Here is a 13583-nt window from a genome sequence, read left to right on the forward strand (position 1 = left end):
GACATCGCTGCCCTGACCTTCGCGCACGCCGACGTCCGACGCAGCTCGGCGTGAGCCGAAGGCGAAGGCCGACGCACAAGCCTCCGCCCGCCGTGGATGTCGGCCGTCGCTGCGCTCGGTCCGACCTACGATTCGCCCCGCGCCAAGATCCCACCGAAGGCGGCGTGAGCCGCGGCCGAAGGTCGATACACCGGCCGCCGGAATTCTTGGATGTCGGAGATTGCCGGGCTCAGTCCGACGTCCTGCTCGGCCCCTTCATTCCTTCCCCGGCAACATGAAGCGGCTGAAGCGCTCGCGCCACTCGTCGTCGATGCGCGCGGCTTTCGGCACGCCTTCGAGGTCTGCCCAGACCACGGTCTGCAGCGCCTTGAAGCGGACGATGTCGTCCTTCTCCGCGGAGATCACGAGCCGGATCGACGTGCCGCCGAGGTGGTCGATGCCGAGGCTGAAGTTCAGCTCGTCGCCATGCACGCTCGGCGCGAGGAAATCGACTTCCATGTGCCGCATCGGCACGCCGCGATGCATTTCGGCGTGCAGCTTGTAGAAGTTGATGCCGATCCCTTCGTCGAACCAGTCCTCGACGAGCTCGTTGCACAGCACGAGGTACTGTGGGTAGAACACGATGCCGGCGGGATCGCAGTGGTGAAAGCGGATCAGTTTCTTGCGTTCGAAGATCATCTAGGGCTCCGGTGACGTTTGGGCTGCCCGCTCCCGTCAGTAGTCGAGGATGCGGGCGACGAAATCGCCGACGGCCTCGATCACCGCTTCGGGTTGATCCTTGTGCGGCGAATGACGGCAGTCGGCGAGCTTGACCAGTTCCACGTCGCGCGTCTGCGCGGCGATGCGGTCGATCTGCGCCATCGTGCCATATTCGTCGTCCTCGCCTTGGATCGCGAGCACCGGAACCGCGATGCGCGGGAGGTATTCCTCGATATTCCACGCACGAAAATCCGGGTGCAGCCAGATGTCGTTCCAGCCCCGGAACGCGGCTTCGACGTCGGCGTGATATTTGCCGAGGCGCGCCGGCAGGTCCGTCGTCTGCCACGCGACCTTCGCCTGCGCAATGCTTTCGACCGAGATGTCCTCGACCAGCACGTGCGGCGCCATGACGACGACGCCCGAGAGCTGCGTGTCGGTGCCGCCGGCGCAGATCAGCGCGATCGACGCGCCGTCGGAGTGGCCGAAGAGGATCGGCCGTTCGAGCCCGAGCGCGACGAGGAAGGCCGGCAGCACGTGGAGGCCTTCATCGTGCATGTAGCGCGTGTCGCGCGGCAGCGTCGCCGGGTCGGAGCGGCCATAGCCGGCGCGCGAAAAGACGACCGCCTCGCAGCCGGTCGCATCGGCGACTTTCTGCGGGAAGTCCTTCCACATCGCGACCGAGCCGAGCCCTTCGTGCAGGAACACGATCGAAGGCGCGCCGTCGCGCGCATGCGCCGACCGCAATCGGACATATTCGAGATGCTGTGCACCCGGCTCGGCGCCGACCTTTACCCGCTTCACGTCATACCCCCAAGTGTTTTTGGATGAGCTCCGGATTATTGCGCACGTCCTCGCTCGGGCCGTCGAACACGACCTGACCCTTGACAAGGATCATCGAGCGGTCGGTCAGCGCGGTGATCGCGGAATGGTTCTTGTCGACGATCACCGTCGCGATGCCGCTGTCCCGGATCTCGCGGATCACGCGCCAGATTTCGCGCACGATCAAGGGCGCGAGGCCTTCGGTCGCCTCGTCGAGGATCAGCAGATCCGGGTTTGTCATCAGCGCGCGGCCGATCGTCAGCATCTGCTGCTCGCCGCCGGACAACTGCCCGCCGCCGTTCGTCAGCCGCTCGGACAGACGCGGGAAAGTCGCCATCACGCGGTCGAAGGTCCACTCGCGCTGGCCGTCGACGCCGGCGCGCGCGGCCATCAGCAGGTTCTCCTTCACCGAAAGGTTCGGGAAGATGCCGCGGCCTTCCGGCACGTACGCGATGCCGCGCTGCGCGATCTTGTGCGTCGGGCCGCCGGTCATGCGGTCGCCGCGCACGAGCACGCCGCCGCCCTTCGGCGTCAGGTAGCCCATCATCGTGCGGATCAGCGTCGTCTTGCCCATGCCGTTGCGGCCCATCAGCCCGAGGGCTTCCCCCTTGCGGATCTTGAAGTTCACGCCGTGCAGGATGTGGCTCGAACCGTAGTAGGTGTGCAGGCCGATCGCTTCGAGCAGGATTTCGCGCTCGTCCGCGGACTCGCTCCCGGCCGGCGTCGCACCCGCCGCTGCGAGTCGCGCCGGTTCGGCTTCGCGCTGCGGCGCCGCGGCCGGCAGCGCCGAGAACAAGCCTTCGCGCAGCGTTCCGATCGTGGTGTCAGACATGTTCCGCCTCGTGTCCCAGGTAGGCCTGCTGCACGTCGGGGCTGCTGCGGATCTGCTCCGGCGTCCCCGATTCGAGCACTTGGCCGTTGACCATCACGGTGATGCGGTCGGCGACCGCGAACACCGCGTCCATGTCGTGCTCGACGAGCAGGATCGCGCGCGTCGCCTTCAGGCGGTTCAGCAGCGTGACCATCTGCGCGGACTCCTCCGAGCCCATGCCCGCGAGCGGCTCGTCGAGCAGCAGCACTTCGGCGTCGGTCGCGAGCACCATCGCGATCTCGAGCTGCCGCTGTTCGCCGTGCGACATCGTGCCGGCGATGCGGTCCTCGCGACCGGCGAGGCCGGCCTCGGCGATCGCCGCCTTCGCGCGCTCGACGGTGTCGGTGAGGCGCAGCGCGTCGGCGAACAGGCGCCACGGCCGCGGGTTGCGCGACTGCGCGGCGAGTCGGCAGTTCTCGAGCACCGTGAACTTCGGGAAGATGTTCGTGCGCTGGTAGCTGCGGCCGATGCCGATCTTCGAGCGCTGGTGCGACGACAGGCCGGTGATGTCCTCGCCCTTGAAGCGGATCGTGCCTTCGGACGGCGGCAGGTCGCCCGACAGCATGTTGATGCAGGTGGACTTGCCGGCGCCGTTCGGCCCGAGCAGCGCATGCAGCACGCCGCGCTCGAGGCTGATGTTGACGTCCTGGTTCGCCGCGAGGCCGCCGAAGCGGCGCGTCATGTTCTCGGCCGACAGCAGCGTCTCGCGCGCCGGCGCGGAGCCCGGCGCCGTTCTCGTCGCCCACGACTCCATGCGGGCCTCGTTCAACACGGCCTGGCTCATTTCGCGCCTCCGTTCTTCCAGTTCAGGATGCGGGCCGGCACCGCGGTCAAACCGCCGGGCATGAACAGCACCGCGGCGACGATCGTCAGCCCCATGATCAGCTGCCAGTGCTTCGTCCAGCCGGTGAAGACTTCCTGCAGGCCGACGATCGCCACCGCGCCGGCGATCGCGCCGACGAGGTTGCCCATGCCGCCGAGGATCACCATCAGCAGCACGTCGCCCGACTTGTGCCACGACAGGTACTCCGGCGTCACGAAGCCGAACAACACCGCGTACAGGAAGCCGGCGACGCCCGCGAGCGCGCCGGCGAGCGTGAAGGCGGCGAGCTTGTAGCGGAAGGTCGCGTAGCCGAGCGACAACATGCGGTGCTCGTTGCTGCGGATGCCGACCAGCACGCGGCCGAACGGCGAGCGCAGCACGAGCTTCAGCAGGCCGAACACGAACAGCAGCGCCGCGACGACGAAGTAGTACAGGTGCAGCGGCTCGTTGAGGTCGAACGGCGCCCAGCCGCCGATCGACGCGTCGGGCTTGAAGTTGAGATAGATCCCGTCCGAGCCGCCGCCGAGCGGCGTGTCGTGGAACACGTAGTACGCCATCTGGGCGAACGCGAGCGTCACCATGATGAAGTAGATGCCCTTGGTCCTCAGCACGAAGAGCCCGATCAGGAAGGCCACGAGCGCGGCGGCGCCGATCGACAGCGGCAGCGCGAGCCACAGGTTCGCCGGGTCGTACTGGGGCGTCAGCAGCGCGACCGCGTACGCGGCGACGCCGAAGTAGGCGGCGTGGCCGAAGGACACGAGGCCGGTGAAGCCGACCAGCAGATCGAGGCTCATCGCGAAGATCGCGAGGATCAGCACCTTCGCGACGAGCTCGGCGTAGAAGTCGGAGCCGAACGCCGGGAACGCGACGATGCCGGCGAGCACCGCGAGCTTGAGAAACGTGGAGATACGCGAATTCATCGCCTTACCCCTTCTTGAAGATGCCTTCGGGCCGCCACAGCAGCACCGCGGCCATCACGAGATAGACCATCAGGCCGGCGAGATCGGGCACGAGCACCTTGCCGAACGTGTCGGCGAAGCCGATCAGGAGCGCCGCGACGAGCGCGCCCCACACCGAGCCGACGCCGCCGATGACGACGATCACGAACGAGATGATCAGCACCGACGAGCCCATGCCCGGATACACCGACGAGATCGGCGCCGCGAGCATGCCGGCGAGCGCGGCGAGCGCGACGCCGAGCGCGAACACGGTGCGGTAGAGCAGGTTGATGTCGATGCCGAGCGCCTTGACCATGTCGCGGTCGTGGCTGCCGGCGCGGATCATCATGCCGAGGCGCGTCTTCTGGATCAGGAAGTACAGTCCCGCGGCGAGCGCGAGACAGACGACCGAGATCACGATGCGATACACCGGGTAGCTCAGGTTCTCGGACAGCGGGATCGACGCCGAGAAGATCGCCGGGATCGCGACGCCATGCACGTCGTCGCCGACCGCGAGGCTGCGCAGTTCCTCGAAGATCAGGATCAGGCCGTAGGTCAGCAGCACCTGCTCGAGGTGGTCGCGCTTGTACAGATGCGAGAACAGCAGCCATTCGAGCAGCGCGCCGAACACGAACGCGAGCGGAATGCCGAGCGCGATCGCGAGCATCAGGTTGCCGGTCAGGCTCGTCAGCGCGAACGCGAGGTAGGCGCCGACCATGTAGAAGCTGCCGTGCGCGAGGTTGATGATGCCCATGATCCCGAACACGAGCGTGAGCCCGCTCGCGACGAGGAACAGCAGCAGGCCGTACTGCAGCGAGTTTAGGATCTGGATCAGGAACGAGACGAAGTCCATGAGTCTTCCCCGCCGGGCGCCCGCGAGGGCACCCGGAAACGGTTGAACGGAAAGGCGGGAGGAGACGCGCGCTTACAGCATCCGGCAGCCGCGCGCCGGGTCCGCGAGCGCTTTCTCGGCAACGCCGACGACCTTGTTGTCGCGGCCCTCGACCTTGCGCAGGTAGATGTCCTGCACCGGGTTGTGCGCCTTCGAGAGCGTGAAGGCGCCGCGCGGGCTGTCGATCTTCGCCGCCTCGATCGCCTTGATCATCACCGCCTTGTCGAGCTTCGCGCCCTTCACCGCGTCGAGGCCGGCGCGCAGCATCTGCGCCGCGTCGTAGCCCTGCACCGCATAGACGTCGGGCTCGATCTTGTACGTCGCCTCGTACTTGCCGCGGAAGCCGGCGTCCTTCGCGTTGGTCAGGCCGTCGGCGTAGTGCAGCGTCGTCATCAGCCCTTCGCCGGCGCCGCCCATCGCGTCGAGCGTGCCGTCGGTGAGGAAACCGGAGCCGTACAGCGGGATCGACTTCTTCAACCCCGCGGTGTCGTAGTCCTTGACGAACTTCGCCGCGCCGCCGCCGGCGAAGAACACGAACACCGCGTCGGGCTTCAGGCTCGCGATCTCGGTCAGGAAAGGCTGGAACTCGACGTTCGGGAACGGCAGGTAGAGTTCCTTCGCGACCTTGCCGCCGGCCTTCTCGAACGCTTCCTTGAAGCCCGCGACGGACTGCTCGCCGAACGAGTACTTCCATGACACCGTGACGACGTTCTTGTGGCCGCGCTCGGCGACGATCTTGCCCATCGCGTAGGCCGGCTGCCAGGCGGAGAACGAGCTGCGGAACACGTTCGGCGCGCACAGCGGGCCGGTCAGCTCGTCGGCGCCGGCGTTCGGGATGATCAAGAGCGTCTTGGTGTCGCGCGCGACCTTCGCCATCGCCAGCGCGACGCCCGAATGCACGGTGCCGACGAGGACATCGACGTTGTCGCGCTTGACGAGCTTCGACGCGTTCTCGGTCGCCTTCGACGGATCGGACTCGTCATCGACGACGAAGTACTCGACCTCGCGCCCGCCGAGCGTGCCGCCCTGCTCGGCGACGTACTGCTTGAAACCGTTGGTGATCGCGTTGCCGAGCGATGCGTAGGTGCCGGTGTAAGGCAGCATCAGGCCGACCTTGACCTTCTCGGCAGCGTGCGCGGCGACGGGCAACAGCGCGGCGGCGGCCACGGCGAGCGCGGTGCGCTGCCACATTTTCGTTTGCTTCATGGTGTCTCCTCTCCAGCTTGGGGGGTCGGGGTCGTGCCCCGTTGTCGATTTCTTGTCGAACTTTTCGTGGCTTGTTCGCGGCTTTTCGTAGGGCAGGAAAGCGAAGCGCCTCCCGCCGGATGTCACGGTCACGAAACCGCTCCATGCAGCGGATTACGCCTTCGGCTCATCCGCCCTACAATTGCCAGCGTTGTTTTTGCTTCCTCAGTCTCTCTCTGCCCGGGGTGATCTCGAACTTCCCGTCTTGCCTTTCATCGTTTCGGCACGGCGGAAAACGAAGTTTCGTCGCCGCCAAAAGCACAGCTTTCCGCCGGCCGTCCAGGGCGCCGCCCAACTCCGGCGGAGTGCGCCGCCGGCCCATCCGGCCCACGGTCCGCCTTACCGGCTGGCCAATGCGCGCAGCTTGAAGCGCTGGATCTTGCCGGTCGCAGTCTTCGGCAGTTCGTCGACGAACTCCATCCAGCGCGGGTACTTGTACGGCGCGAGCTGCGCCTTGCAGTGCGCCTTGATCGAGTCGGCGAGTGCAGGGGTGCCGCGCACGCCGGGCTTCAGCACGATGAACGCCTTCGGTTTGATCAGCTCGTCGTCGTCCTCGTGGCCGACGACGGCGGCTTCGAGGATCGCCTCATGCTCGATCAGGCACGACTCGACTTCGATCGGCGACACGTAGATGCCGCTGACCTTGAGCATGTCGTCGTTGCGTCCGGCATAGACGTAGTAGCCGTCGGCGTTGCGCGAATACTTGTCGCCGCTGCGCGTCCACGGCCCCTGGAAGGTGTCGCGGGTCTTCGCGCGGTTGTTCCAGTACATCGCCGCGCTGGTCGGGCCGGAGATCTGCAGCTCGCCGGGCTCGCCGTCGCGGTCCACGACTTGCCCCTGGTCGTCGATCAGGCGCACGTCGTAGCCGGGCACCGGCTTGCCGGTCGTGCCGTAGCGCACTTCACCGGGCCGGTTCGACAGGAAGATGTGCAACATCTCGGTCGAGCCGATGCCGTCGAGGATCTCGACGCCGAAGCGCTCAGTCCAGCGCCGGCCGATGTCTTCCGGCAGCGCTTCGCCGGCCGACGTGCAGACGCGGATCGCGAGTTCTTCGCGCGTCGGGCAGTCCGCGCTCGCGAGCATCGACGCGTAGAGCGTCGGCACGCCGTAGAAGATCGTCGCGCGCTGCGCCCGCAGGCGCTCGCCGACGGCCGCCGGCGTCGGCCGCTCCGCCATCAGCACCGCGGTCGCGCCGGCGGCGAGCGGGAAAGTCAGGCCGTTGCCGAGGCCGTAGGCGAAGAACAGCTTCGCCGCCGAGAACACGACGTCGTCTTCGCGGATGCCGAGGATCGGCTTCGCGTACAGCTCGTAAGTCTGGATCAGGCTCGAATGCACGTGCACGGTGCCTTTCGGAGCGCCGGTCGAGCCCGACGAGTAGAGCCAGAAACAGGGGTCGTCGCAGGTCGTCGCGACCGCGTCGAAGCGATCGGACGCGCCATCCATCAGCGTCGCGAGCGAGTCGGCCGGCGCTTGTGCGTCGCCGCCGGCGACGACGATGCGCTCGAGCGTCGGCACGCGATCGAGGAGCGGCGCGAAGGTGTCGTACAGCGGCGCGGAAACGACCGCGATGCGGGCGCGGCTGTCGGCGAGCATGTATTCGTAGTCCGACTGGGTCAGCAGCGAGTTGACCGCGATCGGCACGACGCCCGCCTTGATCGCGCCGAGGAACACCGTTGGGAAATCGATCGAGTCATGCACGCACATCAGCACGCGCTGCTCGCGCATGATGCCGAGCGTGCCGAGCGCGTTCGCGAAGCGATTCACGCGCGCCGAGAGGTCATCGTAGGTGTAGCTGCCGGCGTCGTCGATGTACGCGGTCTTGCTGCCGCGGCCGGCGGCGAGATTACGGCCGATCAGGTCCTCGGCCGCGTTGTAGTCGCGGGGCAGCGTTATTTTCGGCGAACCCGTGGCCGGGTCGCCCGCGCTTTGCGTGAGCATTCTGTCTTTCCTCCGTTGTCCGGTTCGCACCGGGTATCTCTCTCGTCGCCGGTCTTCGTGGCCGGTCTTCTCGTCCGTCCCCCGCAACACACGCGGTCCGGGCCTTCCCTGTTACTGCCGGTGTCTGCGCCCCTCGCTGGCGGTGTCGAACTTCGCTGCGCTCACTCCGGCCTGCGCTTCGGGCGTTCCCCCTTCTTATCGTAGGTCGGACCGCGCCGAAGGCGATCTCCGCCGCCGTCGGCGTGTCCCGCGCCGCGCTCAGGCGCTCGCGCGCGTGAATTCGATTGCGCCTTGCGGCAACAGGTACAGCACGTATGCGCGACCGCCGCTGACGGTCGGGCGGTGGGCGCTGCCCGGGCCGTAGACGAACCAGCCCCCGCCGTGCCCGTCGAACTTCGCGTCGCCTTCGAGCGGCATGATCATGTCGATCTCGCCGTTCGGGTGGACGTGGTGCGGGCCGGCGATGTCGGTCATTTCGACGACGTCGACGCTGAAATCGTCGATCTCGGGACAGGGTTTGACCACGCGGCCGAACTTGATGCCGCCGTGCTCGCGGTCGCACATCCAGCCGGCGGCGACGGCGTCGCGGCAGGCGGCGGCGATCGCCTGGAATTCCGGTCCGGTCGCCGGGAAGCGCTCGTTGAGGAAGGCCTGGAGCGTCTTGTCGAGCGGGCGGCCCTTGATCTCGCGCGTCACGTCCGCGATTTGCGCCTGGAATTTTTCTGGCGTCATCGTCTCGATCTCCTGTGGGGGTTGGAGGTGCGGGTAGCTTTATTGTTGTCAAGCATCGAGCAGCGCCGCGTCGGCCGCGTCGCGCGACAGCGCGTCGAGCAGCGCCGGGCCGCCTTGCACGACGACGCGGCGGTGGTACATCGCGAGCGCGCGCAGGCCGCCGAGTTCCTCGCCGCCGCCGGCGCGCCCCGGGCCGCCGTGCAGGCAGTTCGGCATCACGTTGCCGTGGCCGGTGTGCTGCGAACCGACCGCCGCATCGACGACCATCACGCGGCCGTGCAGGTCGGCGATGCCGGGCACGAGCTCGCCGAGGAAGGCCGCGTCGCCGGAATACACCGATGCGACGAGCGAGCCGCGCCCGCGCCGTGCGATCGCGATCGCATCCGCGGTGTCGGCGTAAGGCAGGATCGTCGCGGCCGGCCCGAACACTTCGACGTCATGGACGAAGCGCGCGTCGAGGCCCTTGTCGCAGTAGAGCAGCGTCGGCTGCACGAAGGCAGAATCCTCGCCGTGCGCATCGACCGGCTCGAACGCCGGATCGCCGCCGAACACCGTCTCGCATTCCTCGCGCAGCTTCGCGATGCCTTCGAGTGCCGCCGCCTGCTGCGCCTTGCTGACGAGCGGCCCGACGCGGACCGCCTCGTTGCGCGGATTGCCGACCTTGCAGCCGGCGAGCTTCGACGCGACGGCATCGGCGAGCGAGCGGGCGACGTCGGCGGGCGCGAGGATGCGGCGGATCGCGGTGCATTTCTGTCCGGCCTTGATCGTCATCTCGCGCACGATCTCCTTCACGGCGAGATCGAACTCGGCTGCGCCGGGGCGTGCGTCCGGGCCGAGGATCGCCGAATTCACGCTGTCGGCCTCGATATTGACGCGCACCGAGCGCGCGACGACGTTAGGGTGCGTGCGCATCCGTGCCGCGGTGTCGGCCGAGCCGGTGAAGGACACCACATCGCATTCCTCGACGTGATCGAGCAGGTCGCGGGCGGAACCGCAGACGATCGACAGCGCGCCGGCCGGCAGGATGCCCGCCTTGACGACGTCTTCGACCATGCGCTGCGTGAGCCACGCAGTCGGCGTCGCCGGCTTCACGAGCACCGGCACACCGGCGAGGAGCGCCGGCGCGGCTTTCTCCCACAGGCCCCAGGCCGGGAAATTGAACGCGTTGATGAAGACGGCGACGCCGGTCAGCGGCATCAGGAAGTGCTGGCCCTGGAACGCGTCGGTCTTCGCGAGCGGCGCGCGGCCGCCTTCCTTCAGGTGACGCGCAGCGCCGAGCGTCTTGCCGGCGCGCGCGTAGGTCTTCAGCGTGAAGATCGCGCCATCGACGTCGAAGCCGGAGTCCGCTTCGGTCGCGCCCGAGTTGCGCAGCGCGATGTCGAAGTACTCGGCGCGGTTCGCCGCCAGCAGCTTCGCGATCGCGTCGAGCATCGCCGCACGCGCCTCGTAGCCTTGAGCGCGCAGCGCCGGGCCGCCAGTGCGGCGCGCGAAATCGAGCGCGCGCCCGATGTCGATGCCGTCGGACGAAACGGTGACGAGCTGCTCGCCGGTGACCGGGTCGCGCAACGCGGTGCCTTCTCCGGCGCCTTCGACCCATTCTCCGTATACGTAATTGGCCAGTTTCACCTTGTCTCCTCTCTTGTCCCTGTGTCGGGTGTCGCGTCGGCGTCTTCTGCAAAGCGGCGCCGGCGCAGTGATGTGGAGATAGAATACACGCGTTTTGTACACCGTCAAGCACTTTACTTCATTCATCTGGCCGACCAACCAGGATCGGCGGCGCTATTTTGCTATTTCGACGGCCTCGAACAAAGTTGCGCTGTAATTCCACTGCAAATTCTCACTATCTCATTCGCACCAAACTGCACTTTACCTCTTGACTCTCGCAATAGCCTGCACTATTGTTCAACTCAACGATGCAACACACCGCACGACAGGAACCAGAGATGAGCTTCAATTCCGACACCGAATCGACCCCCGTAGAGGCGCCCGCCGTGGAAACCCGCAGCGATGCGGCACCGTCCTCCTCGACGCTGCTGCCGACCCTCGGCAAGCGCGTGCGGGAGATCCGCGATCGGCGCGGCATGACACGCAAGCTCGTCGCCCGCGAAGCCGGCGTGTCCGAGCGGCACCTCGCGCACGTCGAGGGCGGCGAAGGCAACGTCTCGATCGTGCTGCTCGACAACATCGCCCGCGCGCTCGACGTTTCGGTCGTCGAGCTGCTCGCGCCGGAAACCGAGGACACCGTCGAGCGCCGCCTGATCCGGCGCTTCCTCGAGCGGCTGCCGCAGCACCGCCTCGAAGAGGTGGTGTTCCGGCTGATGCGCGACTTCGGTCACGAAGAATCGGTGCGCAGGAAGCGCATCGCGCTGATCGGCTTGCGCGGCGCCGGCAAATCGACGCTCGGCACGCGGCTGGCGCGCGAGGAAGGCATGCCCTTCATCGAGCTCGACCGCGAGATCGAAAAAGAAACCGGCATCCCGGGACGCGAGATCTTCGCGCTGTACGGCCAGGCGGGTTATCGCCGCATCGAGAAGCGCACGCTGGAGCGCGTGATCCGCGAGCACAGCCGCGCGGTGATTTCCGTCGGCGGCGGCGTCGTGTCGCAGCCCGAGAGCTTCGAGATGCTGCTGTCCAACTGCCTGACCGTCTGGGTCAAGGCAACGCCGGAAGAACACATGGCACGCGTGATGGCGCAGGGCGACCTGCGGCCGATGGCGGGCAACGACGAAGCAATGGACGACCTCAAGCGCATTCTCGAAGCGCGCGAGGCCTTGTACGCAAAAGCCGACACCGTGCTCGACACGAGCGGTGAAAGCGCCGATGAAAGTTTCATGAAGTTACGCCGGCTCGTAATGAGCTGAGCCCCAACGAGAGAGAGGAGACAGAGATGGAAGCAGCCAAGCAGGAAGCAGTCGTCGCGGCAGTCGATTACCGCACCGAGCCGTCGAAGTACCGCCACTGGTCGCTCGCGACCGAGGGCGAGATCGCGACGCTGACGCTCAACATCGACGAGGACGGCGGGATCCGCCCGGGCTACAAGCTGAAGCTCAACTCGTACGACCTCGGCGTCGATATCGAGCTGCACGACGCGCTGCAGCGCGTGCGCTTCGAGCACCCGGAAGTGCGCACCGTCGTCGTGACCTCGGGCAAGCCGAAGATCTTCTGCTCGGGCGCCAACATCTACATGCTGGGCCTGTCGACCCACGCGTGGAAGGTGAACTTCTGCAAGTTCACCAACGAGACGCGCAACGGCATCGAGGATTCCAGCCAGTACTCGGGCCTCAAGTTCCTCGCCGCGTGCAACGGCACGACCGCCGGCGGCGGCTACGAGCTGGCGCTCGCCTGCGACGAGATCGTGCTGGTCGATGACCGCAACTCGTCGGTGTCGCTGCCCGAAGTGCCGCTGCTCGGCGTGCTGCCCGGCACCGGCGGCCTGACGCGCGTCACCGACAAGCGCCGCGTTCGCCGCGACCACGCCGACATCTTCTGCACGATCTCCGAAGGCGTCCGCGGCAACCGCGCGAAGGATTGGCGCCTGGTCGACGACGTCGTCAAGCAGCAGCAGTTCGCCGATCACATCCAGGCGCGCGCCCAGGCGCTCGCCGCGCAATCGGACCGTCCGGCCGGCGCGAAGGGCGTGCAGCTGACGCGCCTCGAGCGCACCGACGACGCGAACGGCTACCACTACGAATACGTCGACGCGACGATCGACGCCGCCGGCCGCACCGTCACGCTGACCGTGCGCGCCCCGGCCGCCGTCACCGCGAAGACCGCCGCCGAAATCGAAGCCCAGGGCGTGAAGTGGTGGCCGCTGCAGATGGCCCGCGAACTCGACGACGCGATCCTGAACCTGCGCACGAATCACCTCGACATCGGCCTGTGGCAGCTGCGCACCGAAGGCGACGCGCAAGTCGTGCTCGACATCGACGCGACGATCGCCGCGAACACCGACAACTGGTTCGTCCGCGAGACGCTCGGGATGCTTCGCCGCACGCTCGCCCGCATCGACGTGTCGTCGCGCAGCCTGTACGCGCTGATCGAGCCGGGTTCGTGCTTCGCCGGCACGCTTCTCGAAATCGCGCTCGCCGCCGATCGCAGCTACATGCTCGACACCGCCGAGGCGAAGAACGTGATCGGCCTGTCGGCGATGAACTTCGGCCCGCTGCCGATGGTGAACGGCCTGTCGCGCATCGCCGCGCGCTTCTACCAGGAAGAGGCCCCGATCGCCGCGGTGAAGGCGAAGGAAGGCAGCCTGCTCGAGCCCGCCGCAGCGATGGAACTCGGCCTCGTGACCGCGATCCCCGACGACCTCGACTGGGCCGACGAGATCCGCATCGCGATCGAGGAACGCGCCGCGCTGTCGCCGGACGCGCTGACCGGCCTCGAAGCCAACCTGCGCTTCGGCCCGGTCGAGACGATGAACACGCGCATCTTCGGCCGCCTGTCGGCATGGCAGAACTGGATCTTCAACCGTCCGAACGCGGTCGGCGAGAACGGCGCGCTGAAGCTCTTCGGCTCCGGCAAGAAGGCGCAGTTCGACTGGAACCGCGTTTAAGGAATTCCCTCCCGGCCGCGGGCGAACCGTCCCGCTGCCGTTGCAGCCGGCGCCTCGCGGCGACCGGGAGG

General features: G+C 67.3%; 12 protein-coding genes. 2 read left to right on the forward strand and 10 right to left on the reverse strand.

Going from position 1 to position 13583, the window contains the following annotated elements; genetic code table 11:
* Positions 1-255: 255 nt before the first annotated feature.
* The 10 genes from ROZ37_RS14340 to ROZ37_RS14385 all read right to left on the reverse strand — a co-directional run bounded on the left by ROZ37_RS14340 (position 256) and on the right by ROZ37_RS14385 (position 10583).
* Entirely contained in the window at positions 256-678 is a 423-nt protein-coding gene (locus tag ROZ37_RS14340) for a thioesterase family protein (RefSeq protein WP_312660280.1), read from the reverse strand.
* Positions 679-714: 36 nt separating this feature from the next.
* Complete coding sequence (locus ROZ37_RS14345) at positions 715-1500, reverse strand: alpha/beta hydrolase (protein WP_312660281.1); 786 nt, start codon at positions 1498-1500, stop codon at positions 715-717.
* Position 1501: 1 nt separating this feature from the next.
* A complete protein-coding gene (locus ROZ37_RS14350; protein ID WP_312660282.1) occupies positions 1502-2350 on the reverse strand; it encodes an ABC transporter ATP-binding protein in 849 nt (282 codons plus the stop codon).
* Positions 2343-3071 carry an ABC transporter ATP-binding protein gene (locus ROZ37_RS14355; protein WP_312660414.1) on the reverse strand — a complete coding sequence of 243 codons (729 nt, stop codon included), beginning with the start codon at positions 3069-3071 and terminating at the stop codon, positions 2343-2345. Before ROZ37_RS14355 ends, ROZ37_RS14350 begins: the two co-directional genes overlap by 8 nt.
* 98 nt (positions 3072-3169) lie before the next feature.
* A complete protein-coding gene (locus tag ROZ37_RS14360; RefSeq protein ID WP_312660283.1) occupies positions 3170-4132 on the reverse strand; it encodes a branched-chain amino acid ABC transporter permease in 963 nt (320 codons plus the stop codon).
* Positions 4133-4136: 4 nt separating this feature from the next.
* On the reverse strand, positions 4137-5003 hold the full coding sequence (locus tag ROZ37_RS14365) for a branched-chain amino acid ABC transporter permease (RefSeq protein ID WP_312660284.1): 867 nt from the start codon (positions 5001-5003) through the stop codon (positions 4137-4139).
* A 72-nt stretch (positions 5004-5075) separates the two neighbouring features.
* Positions 5076-6248: an ABC transporter substrate-binding protein gene (locus ROZ37_RS14370; protein ID WP_409449965.1), complete on the reverse strand. Its 1173-nt coding sequence runs from the start codon at positions 6246-6248 to the stop codon at positions 5076-5078.
* Positions 6249-6626: 378 nt separating this feature from the next.
* Entirely contained in the window at positions 6627-8225 is a 1599-nt protein-coding gene (locus tag ROZ37_RS14375) for a benzoate-CoA ligase family protein (protein ID WP_312660285.1), read from the reverse strand.
* A gap of 258 nt (positions 8226-8483) precedes the next feature.
* Positions 8484-8957 (reverse strand): DUF4863 family protein, encoded by a 474-nt coding sequence (locus ROZ37_RS14380; RefSeq protein ID WP_312660286.1) that lies wholly within the window; start codon positions 8955-8957, stop codon positions 8484-8486.
* A 48-nt stretch (positions 8958-9005) separates the two neighbouring features.
* Positions 9006-10583: a 3,4-dehydroadipyl-CoA semialdehyde dehydrogenase gene (locus tag ROZ37_RS14385; protein ID WP_312660288.1), complete on the reverse strand. Its 1578-nt coding sequence runs from the start codon at positions 10581-10583 to the stop codon at positions 9006-9008.
* A 317-nt stretch (positions 10584-10900) separates the two neighbouring features.
* Between ROZ37_RS14385 and ROZ37_RS14390 the strand changes: the two genes are divergently transcribed.
* Both ROZ37_RS14390 and boxC read left to right on the forward strand, forming a co-directional pair.
* Entirely contained in the window at positions 10901-11818 is a 918-nt protein-coding gene (locus ROZ37_RS14390) for a helix-turn-helix transcriptional regulator (RefSeq protein ID WP_312660290.1), read from the forward strand.
* Positions 11819-11844: 26 nt separating this feature from the next.
* Positions 11845-13512 carry a 2,3-epoxybenzoyl-CoA dihydrolase gene (gene boxC / locus ROZ37_RS14395; protein ID WP_312660292.1) on the forward strand — a complete coding sequence of 556 codons (1668 nt, stop codon included), beginning with the start codon at positions 11845-11847 and terminating at the stop codon, positions 13510-13512.
* Positions 13513-13583: the final 71 nt, after the last annotated feature.

Source organism: Aromatoleum sp., from assembly GCF_032027225.1.
GTDB lineage: Bacteria > Pseudomonadota > Gammaproteobacteria > Burkholderiales > Rhodocyclaceae > Aromatoleum.